Annotated in this window: 9 protein-coding genes and 1 pseudogene; 6 read left to right on the plus strand and 4 right to left on the minus strand. The window is 71.3% G+C overall.

Annotation, left to right across the window (positions count from 1 at the left end; genetic code table 11):
• The first annotated feature begins 19 nt into the window (after nucleotides 1-19).
• The 4 genes from WME75_RS25980 to WME75_RS25995 all read left to right on the plus strand — a co-directional run bounded on the left by WME75_RS25980 (nucleotide 20) and on the right by WME75_RS25995 (nucleotide 5,420).
• The gene (locus WME75_RS25980; protein ID WP_437476182.1) at nucleotides 20-1,165 is read left to right on the plus strand and encodes a hypothetical protein; all 1,146 of its coding nucleotides are present in this window, start codon (nucleotides 20-22) and stop codon (nucleotides 1,163-1,165) included.
• A gap of 134 nt (nucleotides 1,166-1,299) precedes the next feature.
• A complete protein-coding gene (locus WME75_RS25985; protein WP_437476185.1) occupies nucleotides 1,300-2,736 on the plus strand; it encodes an amidase in 1,437 nt (478 codons plus the stop codon).
• A 370-nt stretch (nucleotides 2,737-3,106) separates the two neighbouring features.
• Entirely contained in the window at nucleotides 3,107-4,378 is a 1,272-nt protein-coding gene (locus WME75_RS25990; protein WP_437476188.1) for a glycoside hydrolase family 30 protein, read from the plus strand.
• A gap of 250 nt (nucleotides 4,379-4,628) precedes the next feature.
• Nucleotides 4,629-5,420: a YbhB/YbcL family Raf kinase inhibitor-like protein gene (locus WME75_RS25995; protein ID WP_437476191.1), complete on the plus strand. Its 792-nt coding sequence runs from the start codon at nucleotides 4,629-4,631 to the stop codon at nucleotides 5,418-5,420.
• Nucleotides 5,421-5,570: 150 nt separating this feature from the next.
• Here the strand turns inward: WME75_RS25995 and WME75_RS26000 are convergent, their stop codons facing one another.
• Both WME75_RS26000 and WME75_RS26005 read right to left on the minus strand, forming a co-directional pair.
• Entirely contained in the window at nucleotides 5,571-6,236 is a 666-nt protein-coding gene (locus tag WME75_RS26000; RefSeq protein WP_437494924.1) for a pectate lyase, read from the minus strand.
• A 9-nt stretch (nucleotides 6,237-6,245) separates the two neighbouring features.
• Nucleotides 6,246-6,755 (minus strand): annotated as a pseudogene (locus WME75_RS26005) (pectate lyase); the annotation flags it as partial.
• A gap of 565 nt (nucleotides 6,756-7,320) precedes the next feature.
• Between WME75_RS26005 and WME75_RS26010 the strand changes: the two are divergent.
• Nucleotides 7,321-7,740: a VOC family protein gene (locus WME75_RS26010; RefSeq protein ID WP_437476194.1), complete on the plus strand. Its 420-nt coding sequence runs from the start codon at nucleotides 7,321-7,323 to the stop codon at nucleotides 7,738-7,740.
• A gap of 143 nt (nucleotides 7,741-7,883) precedes the next feature.
• On the opposite strand, the gene WME75_RS26015 is transcribed toward WME75_RS26010, so the two are convergent.
• Complete coding sequence (locus WME75_RS26015; RefSeq protein ID WP_437476197.1) at nucleotides 7,884-14,186, minus strand: pentapeptide repeat-containing protein; 6,303 nt, start codon at nucleotides 14,184-14,186, stop codon at nucleotides 7,884-7,886.
• A 790-nt stretch (nucleotides 14,187-14,976) separates the two neighbouring features.
• Here WME75_RS26015 and WME75_RS26020 point away from each other — a divergent pair.
• Nucleotides 14,977-16,422 (plus strand): sigma 54-interacting transcriptional regulator, encoded by a 1,446-nt coding sequence (locus WME75_RS26020; protein ID WP_437476200.1) that lies wholly within the window; start codon nucleotides 14,977-14,979, stop codon nucleotides 16,420-16,422.
• 124 nt (nucleotides 16,423-16,546) lie between these two features.
• On the opposite strand, the gene WME75_RS26025 is transcribed toward WME75_RS26020, so the two are convergent.
• A complete protein-coding gene (locus WME75_RS26025; RefSeq protein WP_437476203.1) occupies nucleotides 16,547-18,019 on the minus strand; it encodes a serine/threonine-protein kinase in 1,473 nt (490 codons plus the stop codon).
• Nucleotides 18,020-18,087: the final 68 nt, after the last annotated feature.

Raw genomic sequence — 18,087 nt, forward strand, 5'->3', positions numbered from 1 at the left:
TGCGCTCTCATGGCGGGCCATGGACCACCCGACGTGGCTGCTCGCGAGCCGCTACCACCTCGACACCTGGCTGTCGTTGCTCCTTGTGTACGCCGTCGCGACGGCCGGCCTGCTCGCCCTCGCCGCCAGGGCGCTCCGGGCGTCGCTCCGGGAGCGCCGCGCCGCCGCGCAGGCCGATGCCTCGTTCAACCCCGGCGTCGCGCTCGCGCCCGGCGAGGCCGTCGTCAAGGGCACCGTCGAGCGGGAGCAAGGCGCGGACGTGGCCGTGCGCGTCGAGGTCGAGCAGGAGGGGTCCGAGACCGAGAGCTCCGGGGTCTGGAGCCACGAGTGGTCCGAGACCGACCGCAAGGTCCGGGTCCACCCCTTCTACCTTCGCCACGCCTCCGGCGCTCGCATCCGCGTCGAGCCGGGCGAGGACGTGCAGCTCGTCGACGCGCTCGACGGCATGATCCTCGTCGATCGCAAGAAGCGCGTTCGCGTGGCCGAGCTCGTGCCCGGCGAACAGGTCTTCGCGGTCGGCGAGCTCCGGCGCGCGCCGGATCCCGAGGCGCCGACCCAGGGGTACCGCGGCGTGGCGCAGGGATACCTGCTCGTGCCCCCGCCCTGGCGGCCCATGCTCCTCTCGTCCGAGCCGCTCGGACAGCGGTTCGCGCGCAGGGCCGCGTTCCACCGGCGGTGGGCCGTCGTGGCCGCCGTCGCGGCGCTCGCGTTCAACGCCGCGTTCGCGCCCTTCCACGCGCGCCTCTGGCTGGGGGAGACGGTCGACGTCGGCGTGACGGACCTCAAGAGACGCGAGGCCGGTGACGAGACCCATTTCGATGTTTCGATGCGGACCGCCGACGGCGTCGCCCTCTCGGACGAGGCGTCCCACACCGACTTCGTCCGGCTCCGCGGGGTGCAGCGGATCAAGGCGCGCCACGTCCCGTCGTGGCCCTCCGCCAGCACGCTCGGCCCCGACGTGACGGTCCATTCCGCCGCCTTCATCGCCGTGCCGCTCCTCGGCGCCCTCGCGCTCGCGTACGTCCTCCGCGCGCACTCGTCGCGGCCCTGGTACGACAAGAAGCTTGTCGAGCAGGGGAGCGGCAAGCTGCCCGACAGCGAGCTTGCCGCGCAGAAGCCCTCGAAGCGCCCGGAAGGTCGCCGCCGGGAGACCTCCTCAGGATAGGCGCGCCTCGTCGCGGCGCCTCGTGAGCCGATGAGACGACCGGAGCGCATTGCGATGCCCCCGAGCGCATTGCCGCGCGTCGCTCCTTTCTTCACCCCGCCGCGCGCGGCGGGCTCGTATAAGGGACCTGCACCATGAAGATCTCCGAGTACACCGCCTTCGATGCCCTGGGCCTCGCGGAGCTGGTCCGCCGGCGCGAGGTCACCCCTGCCGAGCTCATGGACGTGGCGTCGGCCGCCGTCGAGCAGGTGAACCCCGCGCTCAACGCGGTGATCTCCTCGCTGCGCGACGACGCCGAGCGGGCGATCCGCGCGGGGCTCCCGGAGGGGCCGTTCACCGGCGTGCCGTACCTCGTGAAGGACCTCGGCCTCCTCGTCGCGGGCACGCCGACCGGCATGGGCTCTCGCCTCTTCCAGGGCCTCGTGTCGCCCGCGGACGACGAGCTCATGACGCGCTTCCGGCGCGCGGGGCTCGTGTCGCTGGGCAAGACGAACACCCCGGAGCTCGGCCTCAACGTGGTCACCGAGCCGGCCGCGCACGGGCCGACGCGCAACCCGTGGCGCCCGGATCGCACGCCCGGCGGCTCGAGCGGCGGCGCGGCGGCCGCGGTGGCGGCGCGGATGGTGCCCATGGCCCACGGCAACGACGTCGCCGGGTCGATCCGCATCCCGGCGTCGTGCTGCAATCTCTTCGGGCTGAAGCCCACGCGCGGCCGCGTCCCGACCGGCCCGATCGAGGGCGAGGTCCTGATGGGCTTCGCCACCGACCACGTGCTGACGCGCTCGGTGCGGGACAGCGCGGCGCTGCTCGACGCGATCGCCGGGCCTGATCCGGGCGCGCCGTACTTCGCGCCGCCGGGGCCGCGGTCGTTCCTGGAGGAGGCGCGCACGCCGCCCGGGCGGCTGCGGATCGCGTTCAGCGACGCCGCCTGGAGCGGGGTGCCGGTGCACGACGAATGCAAGCTGGCGGTGCGCCGGGCCGCGGCGCTGTGCGAGCAGCTGGGGCACGAGGTCGTGCCCGCGCGGCCGGAGATCGACTGGGAGCGGGTGCGGATCGCCTTCCGGATGCTGCTGTCGTACCAGGCTCACCTGCTCGATCGCGTCTGCCCGCTGTTCGGGCTGGCGCCGGGGCCCGACACGCTCGAGGCGGCCACGCTGATCATGGCCGAGGCCGGCCGGAGGATGAGCGCCGTGGATGTGCACGACGTGCTCGTCGCGCGCGATCAGCTCTCGCGGGAGCTCGGGCAGTTCTTCACGCAATTCGACGTCCTGCTCACGCCGACGCTGGCCACGCTCCCGATCCCGCCCGGCACGTTCGACGCGAGCGATCCGGCCGTGGGGGCCGAGGCCTGGCTGGACCGGCTCTTCGAGTTCGCGGCGTTCACGCCCCTGTTCAACGTGAATGGGAGCCCGGCCATGTCGGTGCCGCTCCACGTGACCGCCGACGGCCTGCCGGTCGGCGTGCAGTTCGCGGGCCGGTACGCGGACGACGCCACCTTGCTGCGCCTCGCGGGTCAGCTCGAGCAGGCGGCGCCGTGGGACAGGCGCCGGCCGGGGATCTGCGCGGAGTGAGCGGCCCGTGAGCCGCCGCCGGGCTCAGACCCCGGGAGCGGCTCGCCCTCCGCCGGGCTGACGACGGCGCACACATCGAAATTTACAGCGTCGGTGACACCGCACAGGCAGGAAGCGGCCGGGTCGCCGCGCGGGGTGATGATCGATGATCAGAACCGACCCCTTCGGGAATGTGACTACGCGCAAAGTGCGCGCCGTTCTCTGCCCCAGGACGATGCCCCCGAAGAGAAGCGATTCGCGAGTGCGACGAGACCGAGCTGCGCGAGTCGCCGAGGCAGGGGCAGGCGGCTCGCCCCCCGCGGAGGGACCGCCGACGCCTGAGCCTGTGTTGATCACCTCCAGTCCAGACGCCTACTGGAAAGAGGGGACGGTGACCGAGGTCACGACCGAGGCTGCGGATGTGACCGTCAACGACGGCTCCCCGGCGCAGGACTGGGCCGGCTTCGGCGGAACCTTCAATGAGAAGGGCTGGGAAGCCCTCTCCGCGCTCAGCCCGGAAGACAGAGACAGAGCGATCAAGCTCCTGTTCGACGCGGCGGACGGCGCGAAGCTCATCTACGGAAGGATCCCGATCGGGGCGAGCGACTATGCCACGAGCCGCTACACGCTCAACGACACGGCCGACGACACGTCGATGGAAAGCTTCTCCATCGCGCGGGACAAGGAGAAGCTGATCCCCTTCATCAAGGCGGCGATGGCCGTCAATCCTGACATCCACTTCTGGGGCAGCCCCTGGACACCTCCCCCGTGGATGAAGGACAACAACGCGTACGATCGCGGGAACATGGAGGACAACGCCGCGAACCTGGACGCGTATGCCCTCTATTTCGCCAGGTTCGTGGAAGAGTACGGCAAGGAAGGCATCGAGATCGAGGCCGTCCACCCGCAGAACGAGCCAGGCTTCCCTCAGGACTATCCATCCTGTCTCTGGACGGGGGCGCTGATGGCCAAGTTCATCGGGAGCCATCTGGGGCCGACGTTCGAGGAGCGGGGCATCCGCGCCGACATCTTCGTCGGCACCATGTCCAACACCCAGACGGACGGCGACATCGTGACAACCGTCATGAACAACGCCACCGCCAGGTCCTACGTCAAAGGCTACGGCTTCCAGTGGGGCATGCTGGACACCTTCACCGGCCTGGGCTTGAACAAGAGCTTGGCCATCTGGCAGACCGAGCACAAGTGCGGCAACTACCCCTGGCAGAGCGGGACCAACCAGACCAAGGCCCCGAACGACCATGCGTATGCCGTGGAGAGCTGGGGCCTCATCAGGGACTGGATCAAGAGAGGCGTGAACGCCTACTCCGCCTGGAACATGGTGCTGGACACCGTGGGCAGGAGCCTGGATACGGTGCGGCCCTGGGCGCAGAACGCGCTTCTGGTGGTGGACGTTTCGGGGAAGAAGCTGAACATCACCCCGGCCTATTACGTCCTCCGCCACGTCTCCCAGTACGTCGATCCAGGCGCCAAGGTCGTCGCGACGAGCGGCGGTGATGCGCTGGCCTTCAAGAACCCTGACGGCACCCTCGTCGCGGTCATGTACAACCCTGGAGCCGCCAAGCAGGCGGTCGTCGCGGTGGGCGGCAAGAAGCTGCAGTTCGAGCTGCCTGCCATGGGATGGGCCACCCTCAACTGGAGGTGATCCCCGCCTGAGCCACGGGCGCCGCGCACGTCTTGCGGGATTCCTCCTGTACGCCGCCAGACAGCATTCTCCGGGGTGTTTCCAGTCTTGCTACACAGGAGAGCTCGTACCTGCTGAGCACGTCTCCGGAAGGTCATCGACAACAGGTCACGCGCCGCTCCGGGAAATGTACCGCCAAGTTGCGGATCTTTGTCGTGAAGTAAACGACTGCCATATTCCGGCCGGAGCGCGGATGTGGCATCATCCGTCAATGCATACCCTCACGTACAGATTCATTCGTAGTATTCGATGCCTCGTCCTCGTGGGCCTGCCGCTCGCCGTGCTGAACTGCTCCAGCAGTGACCCCGATCCGTCGGGGGACGGCGGCGGCGGTGGCGCCGCAGCGACGAGCAGCGGAACCACCACCAGCACTGGCACCGGCAGCACGAGCTCGTCCAGCAGCTCCACCTCGTCGGCGACGTCCGGGAGCGGCGGAGCGGGCGGCGCGGGAGACGGCGGCGGCAGCGGAGTGGGTGGAGAGGCCGGCGGTGGCGGCGAGCCCTCCGGTGCATTCACGCTCACGAGCCCCAATCACGCGGAAGGCGCCGAGTTCGCCGACAAGTACACCTGCGCGGCCATCAACTTCAACAGCAGCCTCCTGCCGGAGCTCAACTGGACCGCAGGGCCTCCGGGCACGAAGAGCTACGCCATCACCTTCATCGATGTCACCCTGACGACCAAGGAGCCGCCCAACATGAACGGCTATCACTGGGTCATCTACAACATTCCAGCCGACGTCACCTCGCTGCCCGAGGAGTTCAAGGACGCAGCGTCGATAGGCGCCAAGCAGAACAACAACTACCTCGGGCCTTGCCCCAATTTCGCCGGCGGGAACGCCAACACCGACACCTACGAGTTCACGATCTATGCGCTCGCCGAGGCGTCGGTGACGATCGCGGGCACCGGCACGGCCGCGGCGAAGGACGCGGAGACGAAGCTCGAGGCGAACCATCTGGCGAAGGCGAAGCTCACCGGCACGTCCGATGCTTCCCAGCCTCGCTGAGCGGTAGCGGGCGTCGACGCTCGTCGGTGGGGTGACCGTGATGGCGGAGCGGGCGGCGAGCTGCACGCCCGCTTCAGGGCGCTCACGCGTGTCGCCGTCGCCCGGCGCTGCGGCGCGCCGCGTCGCCGGGCGTCCGCGACCGCGCGCGGATCAGTACTGGGTGTTGTTGGACGTGGTGATCTTCGAGGAGCTCACGCCCATGAAGAGCTCCTTGCCGATGTCTCTGTAGCGGGTGTTCGTCATCGTCACGCTGCTGCTGCTGCTGTCCGTCCTGAAGATGGACTCCTTCATCTTCGAGATGTCGCAGCGGTCGATGAAGACATCCACCTTGAAGTCGGTGCCGCCGTTCTGCCGGATGAACTTGCCGGCGTTCTCCGCCTTGAAGTTCGAGACCCTGAACGTGCTGGCCGCGTTGATCTGGAAGACCTTGTCGTCGCCGTTCTTCGCGGAGCCGCCGTTCAGGACCACGGTGCCGGACTTCTTGATCGTCAGGGCATCTTCGCCGATGTCCTCCCAGACGATGTTCTCGAGCGTGACGTTGCCGTACGTGTGAATGCCGTCGGCGGCCGGAGCGCCGAGGACGACGTTCCTCAGCTTCGCGCCGTCCTCGAGCTTGAACACCGGCTTCTGCCCCTCTCCCTGGCTGCCGTCGCCGAGCGTGTCCTTGTTGGCGATGAACCGCTTGCCACCGCCGTCGAACGTCTCGCCGGCCTTCACGAGGATCGTCGCGTTGACGACGCCGCCGCTCCCCGGCGTCGTAGTGCCGCCGCCCGAGTCGCCGCCACCCGAGCCGCCGCCCGAGCCGCCGCCGCCCACCGGGACGAGCTCGATGTAGTCGATCTTGAGGTCGTAGCCGGACGCGGAGGAGTTCTTGCCCGTGACCTTGAAGGTGAACTCGACGTTCCCGGAGAGCGACTTCTCCGCGAGCTTCGCCGTCGTCCAGCTGTCGCCCGTGGCGGAGGTATAGGCGTCGAACGACTTCACCGAGGAGCCGTTCGCGCTCAGCTCGTACTTGCCGTACGCGTTCCGCTTGGCATACCGGAGGACGATCTCGTACTTGCCGGACGCGACCGACCTGGAGAACTTGAAGGTATCGCCGCTCTGGTTGGCGCGGAGCTTCACGTTGTCCGCGTTGTCCTCGATCCTGTCGCCGGAGGAGATGGACCAGGACTGATCCTCCGCCTGGATCTTGACGACGCTGAGCGCATCGCTCGTCGCATCCATGTCCACCTCGCCCTCGTCGGCCGCGATGCAGCCGACAAGAGCGAGCGACAGCAGCGAACCCAAAGCACCGACCCATTTCAAGCTCATGGTATCATCCCTCGCTGGTTGCATTCCGCGCGACCGAGCTCGTAGCCAAGCTATGTCAGAAGATCTCAACCTGCTCGACGGTCCAGAGCCCTGCGCCCCTCGCCTCGATGCAGCGCCCCGCCGCGCGTCTCGACAGGTCTCCAAAGCAACGCTCGGGCCACGAAGCGACTTTGCCCGAGATCGTCCAAATGCACGCTATTGCTGCATTATTCCGCCCGAAAACCGCAGTTCGAGCGTTCCGGCTTCAAGGCATGCTCGCCGCTGTCGCGCGGGGTTGTCAACCACGTCAACGCGAGGTTGACAGGGGAAGCCCGCCGTCGACTCGGCACCTCACGCCCGACACAGGGCCACACGGTGGGAGCGCGTGGCCCAGAGCGCTCCTGGGGCGGCGCCTGACCTGAGCTGTCCACGCGGGTCCCCGGGCGCGCCGTACTTCGCGCCGCCGGGCTGCGGGGGCGGTCGCTCCGGCACTTTTCCAGGGGTAGCGGACCTGGTAGAGACGGGGCGGGTCGATTTTTTCGCCCGACCGATGAACCCGACCCCCTGCGGGGGTCAGTAGCGTCGAACCTACGCCACTGTGGAGGCGATCATGTCAGCGAACAGTTCCCGCAAGCTCTTCGTCAACCTCTCCGTCCGTGACCTGAAGCGGTCGGTCGAGTTCTTCACCAGGCTCGGCTTCTCGTTCAACCCGCAGTTCACCGACGAGAAGGCGACCTGTATGATCCTCAGCGAGGAGGCGTACGTGATGCTCCTCGTCGAGGAGCGCTTCAAGGACTTCACCAGGAAGCAGATCTGCGACACCGCCACGTCGACCGAGGGCATCTTCGCGCTCTCGGCCAGCAGCCGGGCCGAGGTCGACGAGATGGTCAACACCGCGATCGCGTCCGGCGGGACGGAGGCGGGCGACCCGGCCGATATGGGCTTCATGTACTACCGGCGCTTCTACGATCTCGACGGTCACCACTGGGAGGTGCTGCACATGGACCCGAACGCCGTCCCGCCGCAGTAGGCACGGGCGCGTCCCGCGGGGTAGGGCCGACTCTACCCTCGGATACGAAGACACGAGCGCGGCGGCGCAGGAGAGCTTGCGCCTCCGGTGTCACGGCCAACCGCTCTCACGGCCCATCGGCCGATCCCCCGCAGCAGCCCAGCCTACCGGCCCGCACCGTTCGCGGGCAGCGCCGCCGCGCGCGGGCGCGCCACGAGCGGCTCCTCGCCCGGGATGCGCAGGGGGCTCGGCAAGTACGGATCCAGCTCGCCGGGATCGAAGCGACAGAGGCCGATCACGTGCCAGAACGAGCCGGCGATGTCGCCGCCGAGCTTGTAACGGCCGTCAGGGCTGAAGGCGACCCAGCCCTCGGGACAGGGCAGCAAGATCGCGAGACAGCCGCCCGTCGCCACGTCCCAGAGACGCAGGGTGCCGTCGGCGGACGCGGAGGCGAGGAGCGCGCCGTCGGGGCTGAAGGCGATCCCCTGGACCGACGCCTTGTGACCCTCCAGGGTGCGGAGGACACGACCCCGCTTCACGTCCCACAGACGCACCGTCTTGTCCGACGACCCCGACGCGAGCATCTGGCTGGCCGGGTTGAACGCCACCCCCCGCACCCCGCGGGTGTGCCCCTCGAAGGAGAACAAGGCACGACCGCTCCCGACCTCCCAGAGTCGCACCGTCCGATCGTCCGACCCAGACACGAGCAGGACCCCATCGGGGCTGAACGAAACGCCGCGGATCCCGTCGGTGTGCCCCTCGAACGCGCGCAGCGCCCGGCCGCTCGCGACCTCCCAGAGACGCAGCGTCCTGTCGTCCGAGCCCGTCGCCAGCGTCAGCCCGACCGGGCTCCACGCCACGCTGCACACCCGGTGCGTGTGGCCCTCGAACGTGCGAATCGCGCGGCCGCTCCCCACGTCCCAGAGACGCACCGTCCTGTCGTCCGATACCGACGCCAGCGTCTGCCCCTCCGGGCTGAACGAGACGCCGCGGATCGCCTGCGCGTGACCCTCGAACGAGCGCAGGAGCCGGCCCCGGGCGACCTCCCAGAGACGCACCGTCTTGTCGTCCGAGCCCGACGCCAGCGCCTGACCATCCGGGCTGAACGCCACGCTGCGGATCCCGTGCGTGTGCCCCTTGAACGTGCGAATCGCGCGGCCGCTCTTGATCTCCCAGAGACGCACCGTCTTGTCGTCCGAGCCCGACGCGAGCGCCTGACCATCCGGGCTGCACGCCACCCCGAGCACCCAGTCGGTATGGCCCTCGAAGCTGCGCAGCGCGTGACCCCGCGCGACCTCCCAGAGACGCACCGTCTTGTCGCGCGACCCCGACGCCAGCGTCTGGCCGCTCGGGCTGAACGCCACGCCGCACACCCCGTGCGTGTGCCCCTCGAACACGCGCAGCGCCCGGCCGCTCGCGACCTCCCAGAGACGCACCGTCCTGTCCAGCGACCCCGACGCCAGCGTGAGACCGTCGGAGCTCCAGGAGACCCCGAAGACCCAGTCGGTGTGGCCCACGAACGTGCGCAGCGCGCGGCCACCCCCCGCGTCCCACAGGCGCGCCGTCCGGTCCGACGACCCCGACGCGAGCGCCTGACCGTCCGGGCTCCACGCCACGGCGAGGACCCAGTCGGTGTGACCCTCGAAGCTGCGCAGCGCATGGCCGCTCCGGACCCGCCACAGACGCACCGTCTTGTCCGACGAGCCCGACGCGAGCGTCTGGCCATCCGGGCTGAACGCCACGCTGCGCACCCCGAGCGTGTGCCCCTTGAACGCGCGCACCAGGCGGCCCGTCCCGCCCTCCCACAGGCGCACCGTCTTGTCCGACGACCCCGACGCGAGCAGCAGCCCGTCCGGGCTCCACGCGACGCTGCGCACCCCGTGCGTGTGCCCCTCGAACGTGCGCAGCGCGCGGCCGGTCGTCACCTCCCACACGCGCACCGTGTTGTCCGACGAGCCCGACGCGAGCAGCAGCCCGTCCGGGCTGAACGCCACGCTCATCGCCGCGCCGAGGTGCCCGTGCATCGCCCGGATCGCCTGCCCGGTGACCGCATCCCAGAGCCGGACCGAGCCGTCCTCGTGGCTCGCCGCCAGGAGATCGCCCAGCCGGCTCCACGCCACCGCGTTGCACGGCGAGACCGGGACCCACATCGGATCGGCCTCCCGCGGCCGGGGCGGCGCCGCGCCGTCCGCCGAGAGCGACCCGAGCGACACCCCCCGCGCGCCGACGAGCTTCGCGCCGCGCAGCTGCGCGTCGGTGAGATCGGCGCGCGTCAGATCCGCGCCGACGAGCCGCGCGAACGAGAGATCCGCGCCCCGGAGATCCGCGCCCGCGAGGTCGGCGCCGGTGAGATCCGCCCGCGCGAGCTGCGCCGCGCCCAGCGACGCGCCGGCGAGCCGAGCCTCGACGAGCGTGGCGCTCCAGAGGTTCGCCTGCGTCAGATCGGCCTTCCGCAGGTCGGCGCAGGCGAGGTTGCACCCGCTCAGGTCCTGCCCCGCCAGGTTGACGCCGGCCACCACGTCGAGCTCGTCGCGGACGACCCCGCCCCCGTCGTCCCTCGCCTCGTCGTCCTTGGCCAGGAAGCGCGCGACGCGCAGGGCGTTGTCCTTGGCGTTCCCCTCGGCCGCCCCGTGCAGGATCCGCTGCGCCCACGACGCCGCCACCCCGCGCCCCGCGAGCGACACGAAGAAGTCGACCATGAGCTCGCTCATCTCGTCGGCGCCGAGCGCGGCGCTGTCGCCCGTCTCCTTCACCTCGCGCGCCGCCGCCTCGGCCACGAGCCACTCCAGCGCCGACCGGTGCACGAACGAGAACGACCCCTCCGCGTCCCGCACGAGCAGCGAGCCCGAGCCGATCAGGTGCTCGACGATCCCCCGCTCGATCGGCGGCGCGTCCGGCGGCTGCACGCCCCGGATCAGGCTGTCCGGCAGCTCGCCGAGCACGACCGCCGGCGTGTTCCGATCCCAGAGCAGCCGCGCCAGCCGGGTCATCGCGGCCCGCAGCGCGTCCCGCGGGATCCCGCGCGGCGCGCCCCGCGGGTTCGCGCGCGCGTGCTCGTGATCGAGCCACTGCTCGACGAGCACCTCGTACAGCTTCGCCGACGTGATCTTCCCCGTCCGCGCCTTCGCCTGCCGCAGCTTGTCCGGATCGATCTTCGCGATGAACCCGAGCATGCGCGGGTTCTCGGACAGGCCGAGCAGGTCCTTGACCTCGTGGAGCAGCCGGTAGCGCGCCTCCGCCTCCGCGGGCTCCGGGCTCAGGTTGCCCAGAAACCGCCGGATCTGCGGCTCCCCGAACCCCTGGAGCTGCACGAGGCGGTAGCCCTGCAGCTGCTCGGCCCGCCGGGCGAGCTCGCGCTTGATCGGCGGATCGGTGAGGAAATGCTGCGTCCGGCTTGTCACAACGACCTTCGCGATCCCCTCCGCCGCCTGGACCACGGTGTCGAAGTGCTCGAGCGCGCGGTCGTAGGTGAGCCGCAGGGCGAGCTCGTCGAAGCCGTCGAAGAGGAGCGCGACCCTCCCCTCGGCCAGCATGTACCGGAAGGCCCGCAGGTCGACGGGCTCGTTCGCGAGCGCGAAGTGCTGCGCCAGGAGCGAGTCGAGCGAGCGCTGCTTCTCGATGCGCCCGAGCTCGATGAGCACCGGCACGAGCGGGTGCCTGTCCCGCGCCATCCGCCGGGCGAGCTCGCGCAGGAGGAACGTCTTGCCGGCGCCGAAGTCGCCGAGCACCAGCGCGAAGCGCCGGTGGGGCGCGTCGAGCAGCCGCCAGAGCGCCCCGAGCGCGCTGTCGGTCGCGCTCTTCTCGCGATCGCCGAGGCTCACCACCGCCGGCTGCTCGACGTAGAGCCACGGCGGATACGACGGGTCGGCCTCGATGCGCTCGGTCTGCCACGCGAGGTACCGGCCGAAGTCGATGAGCCCCTGGACCTCGGAGAAGCTCTTCAGCACGACGCCGCGGCGCGCCGCGCTCCGGGCGAGATCGGGCGGCGCCTGCGGGTCGGTGTGGATCAGCGTGGAGCGCAGGTACGGGTCCTGCTGCCGGAAGCGGTGCTCCACCTCGGTGACGTACCGCGTGACGAGCTCCTCGGTGATCGACCGGTCCAGCACGCCGACCACGCGGACGTCGAGGCGCCGGCCGTCCGGCACCGCCACCTCGAGCACGCCCGCGAACGGCGGGGGCGCCCGGTGCTTTGTCACGGTCGCCCCGGGATCGCGCAGGAGCGCCACGCGCTCGACGCGGTCGAGGAAGCTGTCCCGCCGGTCGTCGAACACGCGCTCCCGCTCGCCGTGAGGGCGCTCGCCGTCCTCGGCCGGCTCGCGCAGATCCGGCGCCGAGGCGCGCTCGATCCTCGGCTCGGGCGCGAGGTGCTGCTGCAAAAACGCGAGCAGCGCGGCCGCCGAGGCGCGGCAGGCGAACGCGCGCAGGCCGTCGTCGCCGTCGCGCCCTCCGGGGTCGCCCACGGCGCGCATCAGGATCGAGCGCCTCTGGAAGCGCGCCGCGAGGTCGCCGATGGCCGCGCCCCCGGCCGCCAGGCCGAGCGTGCCCGGCACGACCCGCTGGAGCCGGTCCCAGATGCCCGCGTCCTGCAGGGCCGCCGAGAAGCTGGCGATCGCGCCGACGTGCACGCGGAGCGGAGGGTCGGCCGGCAGGGCGTCGGGGTAGAGGAGCCGCTCCTCCAGCACCTTCTCGCGGCCGGGCGCGGTGAGGCCGAGGGCGCCGCCCTTCATCGAGACGAGGCCCTCCTCGAGCGCCTCCTTGAGCCGCGCGGTCCACCCCGGGCAGGCGCGCCGCCGGTCCGGGTGCGCCACGGGGGTCGGCCCGCCCTCGGTCTCGTGCGCGTGGAGCGCGTGCAGGAGCCACTGCAGCGCGGCCGTCCTGGAGGGCGGGCGCGCGCGGGAGAGCGCCGAGAGGTCGAGCTCGCGCGCGAGGTAGGCGGCGTCCATCTTCCACGCGGCCTGCAGGTTGAAGGTGCGCAGGTCGTGAAAGAGCTCCGCCTCGTCGCCTGCCTGCGCGGCCCGCTTGCCGTGGTCGAAGCTGTAGAGCTGATCGGCGACGATCACGTCGCCCGGCGAGACCTTCCTGGGGTCGCCGGCGCAGACGCCGCACATCGCGAGGCAGGCCGGGTCGAGCTCGGCGAGGAGGTGCTGCCCCCGGATTGTCGCGGTGCGCTGCCCCGCCTCGCCGATCCACGCGGCGGCCACGACGAGGAGGCCTCCGCGGGCGCTCGCGAGCGTGCGCCGGTGGTAGCGGAGGCCGCCGAGATCCCGGAGCTCGCGCCACCCCTTGTCGCCCGCCTCGCCTTCGCCCGCCGCGCCCTCGGCGAGGATCGCGTCGAGCTCGTCCTTCTGCGCCGTGACGACGAGCACGTCGACGGGCCCGGCGTCGCGCTCGGCGCCCTGGCCTGCGCCCGAGGCCGCGTCCTTCTGCGCGTCCGCGGCGTGGAGCGCCTTGGCCTCCGCGATGCGCTCCCGGCCTTTCTGGGCGTCGTGCCGGCCGATCGCCGCGAGCGCCTGGGCGGCCACGGCGGAGGCCTCGAGGGCGCGGTCGCCGAGCCGCTCGGCGATGGCGCGCGCCTCGGCGAGCGGCGCCTCGGCCTCGGCGGCGCGGCCTGTGCGCGCGGCGATCCGGAAGGCGCCGATCAGCGCCCGGGCCTCGGGCTCGGGGTCCACGACCTGGCGCGCCAGCGCGAGCGCCTCGCGGTAGCTCGACTCGGCGCGCGCGAGGTCGCCGCCGTCCTCGAGCAGCCCGGCCATCTCGAGCTGGGCGCGGAGGCGCGCCTGGGGCGCGGCGCCCGGCCGCGCGAGCAGGGCGCCCAGGGTCGCCGCCGCCGCGACGACGTGGCCGCGGCGCCGCTCGACGGTGGCCTGGCACAGGAGCAGCTCCGCCGGGGGCTCCGCCGCGCCCTGCGGCGGGGTGCGCTGCGAGCACGCGGCGGCGCCCGGGCGGTGCGCAGCGATCTCCACAGGTGCGCCCGGTTCGTGGGCGCCCGGCGAGGGCTCGTCGAGGAGGCGGATCTCGGGGGTGCGGATGGCCCAGAAGTCGGGCGCCTCTTCCCGGCACAGGCCGAGGAAGCTCGGCGGGCCGCACCAGAGCAGGGGGCAGCCGAGGCGGCTCGAGAGGGTGTCGTGCCGCTGGTGCTGGTTGAGGAGCCGGAGGCCCTCGCGCACGGCCGCCGGAGGGGGGTCGGAGCCGACGAGGATCACGACCCCCCTCGGCTCGGGCTCTGCCTTGTAGAGGGCGGTGACGAGGTCCTTCCAGGTGGCCTCGTCGTCGCGCGGCTCGATGACCATCGCGCGGCGTCCCTCGCGCGTGAGGAAGTCGCCGAGCGCGCGGCCCACGTCGGGGCCGGGGATCTCGACGGGGAGCAGGACGAAGCCGGGGGTGCGCTCGAGGACCCGGAGGACCTCGCGGAAGCTCCCGAGGAACGGGGACATCGAGGCCGGCAGCGGGGGGCTCGAGGTGCTCATGATCCCGCGCCGAGGCGCTCAACCAGGTCGGGCGCGCGGCCGGGCGCGCGAGGACGCAGGAGCGGGCGGAGGGCGCGCCGGGGCGAGCCGTCGCGCGGGGGGAGGTCGAGGGGTGGGCCGTCCAGGGACGGCGTGATCGCGGAGCTCCTCGAAGAGTTCGTCTTCGTCGACTGGATCAACAAGATGCCTTCCCCCCGCGATGCCTGGCAGGGCTGCGCCGCGCCGCGCCGTGCCTCTGCCCAGGCCACACCCCGCATGGTGCGGCCAAAGTGCGGGGCCCTGCAATAGGCTGTCGAGGGCGCCGGCGCGGTGCGGCGGCGGCGCGGAGAGGGACCCCACCACCCCCGCATGCGGGGTACTGCGCGCCAGGGAAGGCAGCGACCTGCGACGACACCGTCTACTTCCACTGAGTGGACAGCGACAACGGGGATCCGAGAACCGCGGACAAGACCCTCTTGCCTCTCCCCTCTCCCCTCTCCCATCTTCCCTCTCCCGGGCGATTGCGTAGACGCTTGCTGCGTTGTTCACGGAGAACCCGCTCTCCACGGCAGAGGGGAGACGGCAGACGGCAACGGTATACGGAATACGGGCACGGTAGACGGGAACGCTCTTACAGCGGCGGCCGGGGGCTCCACGCGGCGGCCTCGTCGGGCGCCGCGGCCGCGATCGTGCTCCGCGGCCTCCTCACAACGCATCGGCCTACCGATGCCGTCGGAGGTTTGGTAGTGTCGACCACTCAATGCTCGGCGACAGAAGTTCATCGACGAAGAGCCTCGGCACCACCGCATCGATGCAGATTTACGTGCCGACCTTCCGGCACGCGAGCTCGGGGGCCGGGATCGTGCTGCTCTATGCCCCCAACTACGAGCAGTTTCGCCCGGCGTACCCCCTGTCCGAGTCAGGCTCGGTCCTCGGCCGCGACCCGAGCGCGGACATCTGCATACCGACACGCACCGCGTCGCGTCAACACGCTCGCATCGAGCTGCGCGGGGGCGTCTGGCAGCTCTCTGATCTCGGCGGTCGCAACGGCACGATCCATAACGGCGAGTTCGTGACCGAGGCCGTCCTCGCGCACCTCGACGAGATCCGGATCGGCGACGCCATCTTCAAGTTCGTCGAGAGCGACGCCGAGGCCTACGCGCACTACCGCATCGACGGCGCGTATTTCGACGATCCGGACGCGCCGGAGGAGGCCCGGCCGCGCTTCTCGACGAGCCGGATCGTCGGCGGCTACCAGAGCCAGCGCCTCGCCGGGCGCGTGCGCGAGATCGCGCGCAGCGAGCTGTCGGTGCTGATCCTCGGCGAGAGCGGGACGGGAAAGGAGATCTTCGCCGAGCAGCTCCACGACTGGAGCGGCAGGCACGGGCCGCTCCAGGCCGTCAACTGCGCGGCCATCCCCGCCACGCTCGTCGAGGGGGAGCTCTTCGGACACCGGCGCGGCGCGTTCTCGGGCGCCGACCGCGACCGGGTGGGCATCCTCCGCGCGGCCCACCAGGGCACGCTCCTCCTCGACGAGATCGGGGATATGCCGGTGGAGGCCCAGGCGAAGCTCCTCCGCGTGATCCAGGCGAAGGAGATCACGCCGCTCGGCGCGGCGCAACCCGAGCAGGTCGACGTGCGGATCGTCGCCGCCACCCACCGCGATCTCGACGCGCTCCAGCAGACCGGCGCCTTCCGCGCCGACCTGTTCGCTCGCCTGAACGAATTCAGCATCACCCTGCCCCCCCTGCGCGAGCGCAAGGAAGACATGTTCTCGCTCTGCGTCGCGCTCGCGAGACGCCACGGCCGGCCCGAGGTGCGCCCCAGCATGGCCTTCATGGCGAGCCTGCTCCACCACGATTTTCCCTACAACGTGCGAGAGCTCGAGGCGCTCATCAAGCGCTGGGCCGCCACGGCTCGCGGCCCCGAGCTCGATCTCCAGGACGTCAGCGACGAGATCCGGGACCGGATGAGGACCTACGGAGCCCGGAGCTCGGCGCCTCCGCTCCCGCCCGCGGACGATGCCCGCACCACGCTGATCCCGGAGGACGGGGCGGCGCTGTCGGCGGTCGAGGGAGCGTACGCACCGAAGGGGATGCTGCCGCCGCGGACCTCCCCGGACGAGAAGGCGCTGCGGGAGCTCCTGGTGCAGCAGCGGGGAAACGTCGCCGCGGTGGCGCGCGAGCTCGGAAGAGATCGCGCGCAGGTGCACCGGTGGATCCGGCGGTACCACATGAACGTCGACGAGTTCCGCTGACCGCGCGGGGGTGCTGTCATTTGCCCGGAGGTTTCCCATGAGGTCGGTAAGCCTGGAAAATCATTCATGTTTTTCCCGCCTTCCCGCCTTCATGTTCCGATGACTGCACCCCCCTCGAGCGCGGCTACTCGAAGCGTTGAGGCATGAGCGGGTCGCTCGTGTCCCCGGAGGCAGGCGCCGCGCTCGCCGCCGCTGCGGGCCGAGGTCCCCCGCCCTTCAGGGCCGCAGGCACCCCGTCGATCTCGACCGAGGGCTCCTCGAGGACGTCCGCCAGCCCTCGCCGGCGCGCGAAGGCGGATGGCTCGGGCGTCAGCGCGGGGCGCTGGACGGAGGGCACCTCCAGCGCGCCGCGGATCGCACGCTGCACACCGGAGAACGCCGTCCTGGGCGCGTCGGCCGGCCGGAGCATCGCAGCCCAGCCGAGGCTCGCGGCGAGCAACGCGAGGGCCGAGAGCGGCAATCTCCTCAGGCCCCGGCGCGGCGGCGGCGCGGGCTCGCTCGGCGGTCGCTCGTGGACGCGGTAGTCTTCACTGAGCGTCGTCTCGTGCGCGAGCGCCGTCATGCTGCCCTCGGGGAGGCCCTTCCACCGCTCCGCGCCGACCGCATGGATCCTGGACCGCCGGGGCACGGGCGCCCTCACCCGGGGCTCGAACCGCGGGGCGAGGGTGAGGCGCGCGGACGGCTCCAGGGGGACAAGCATGCTCTCGTCCAGCGAGAGCGGGTCGTCGCCGAGCAGCGGCAGGATCGCGTCGAGCATCGCCGAGGCGCTCGGATACCGGTCGGCCGGCTGGTACTGGAGCGCGCCGTCGATGACAGCGGCGATCTCGGGCGAGACCCACGGCGCGAAGTCCTGGACCGGCGCGGGCAGGTCGACGACCAGGGCGGCGATGAGATCGCCGACGGCCTTCACGTCCTCGGTCGGTGTTCGCCCGGCCAGCGCGCGGTAAAGCACGACCCCGATCGACCAGACGTCGGTCCGATGATCGATGTCCTTGATGGCCCGCGCTTGCTCGGGGGACATGTAGCGCGGCGTCCCGAGCGTGTACCCGGACCGCGTCAATCCCGTGGTCTCTCGGCGAGGATCGTGGCTTGGCCGGATCTTGGCGACGCCGAAGTCGAGCAGCTTGACGACGAGCCCGCCGCCCTCCTCGCCCCGCGCGAGGAACAGGTTCGCCGGCTTGATGTCCCGGTGCAGGACCCCGGCTTCGTGCGCCTTCTGCAGGCCGACGCACGCCTGGGCCACGATCCGGAGCGCGAGCCTGGGAGGCAGCGGGCCGAGGCGGTCGAGGAGCTGCGCGAGATCCTCGCCGCGGAGCAGCTCCATCACCAGGAACGGCGAGCCCGTCTCCTGGTCCACGCCGGCGTCGAGCACGCGGACGATGTGCTCGGTCCGGATGGCGCTCGCCGCCCTCGCCTCGCGCTCGAACCGGCCCAGGGCGGACCGGCCATGGGCAAGCTCCGGGGAGAGGATCTTCACGGCGACGCGGCGCTCGAGCGCGACATCGTCGGCCTCGTAAACGGCCCCCATTCCACCCTTGCCGATCAATCGGCCAAGCGTGTACCTGCCGTTCAACGTCGTCCCGTCCACGAGCGGCATTTACCCTACGATAGCTGAGGCCTTGACACAACCCGGCTCTGGGGGAAGACGCGTGCATCTCCGATGCC

The organism is Sorangium sp. So ce1014, assembly GCF_051521505.1.
Classification (GTDB): Bacteria; Myxococcota_A; Polyangia; order Polyangiales; family Polyangiaceae; genus Sorangium.

What these genes read in the sequence shown, in the direction of transcription:
- WME75_RS25980 (WP_437476182.1), top strand. Translation starts at nt 20, where the DNA reads ATGGACCACCCGACGTGGCTGCTCGCGAGCCGCTACCACCTCGACACC.
- WME75_RS25985 (WP_437476185.1), top strand. Translation starts at nt 1,300, where the DNA reads ATGAAGATCTCCGAGTACACCGCCTTCGATGCCCTGGGCCTCGCGGAG.
- WME75_RS25995 (WP_437476191.1), top strand. Translation starts at nt 4,629, where the DNA reads ATGCATACCCTCACGTACAGATTCATTCGTAGTATTCGATGCCTCGTC.
- WME75_RS26010 (WP_437476194.1), top strand. Translation starts at nt 7,321, where the DNA reads ATGTCAGCGAACAGTTCCCGCAAGCTCTTCGTCAACCTCTCCGTCCGT.
- WME75_RS26015 (WP_437476197.1), bottom strand. Translation starts at nt 14,186, where the DNA reads ATGAGCACCTCGAGCCCCCCGCTGCCGGCCTCGATGTCCCCGTTCCTC.
- WME75_RS26020 (WP_437476200.1), top strand. Translation starts at nt 14,977, where the DNA reads ATGCAGATTTACGTGCCGACCTTCCGGCACGCGAGCTCGGGGGCCGGG.
- WME75_RS26025 (WP_437476203.1), bottom strand. Translation starts at nt 18,019, where the DNA reads ATGCCGCTCGTGGACGGGACGACGTTGAACGGCAGGTACACGCTTGGC.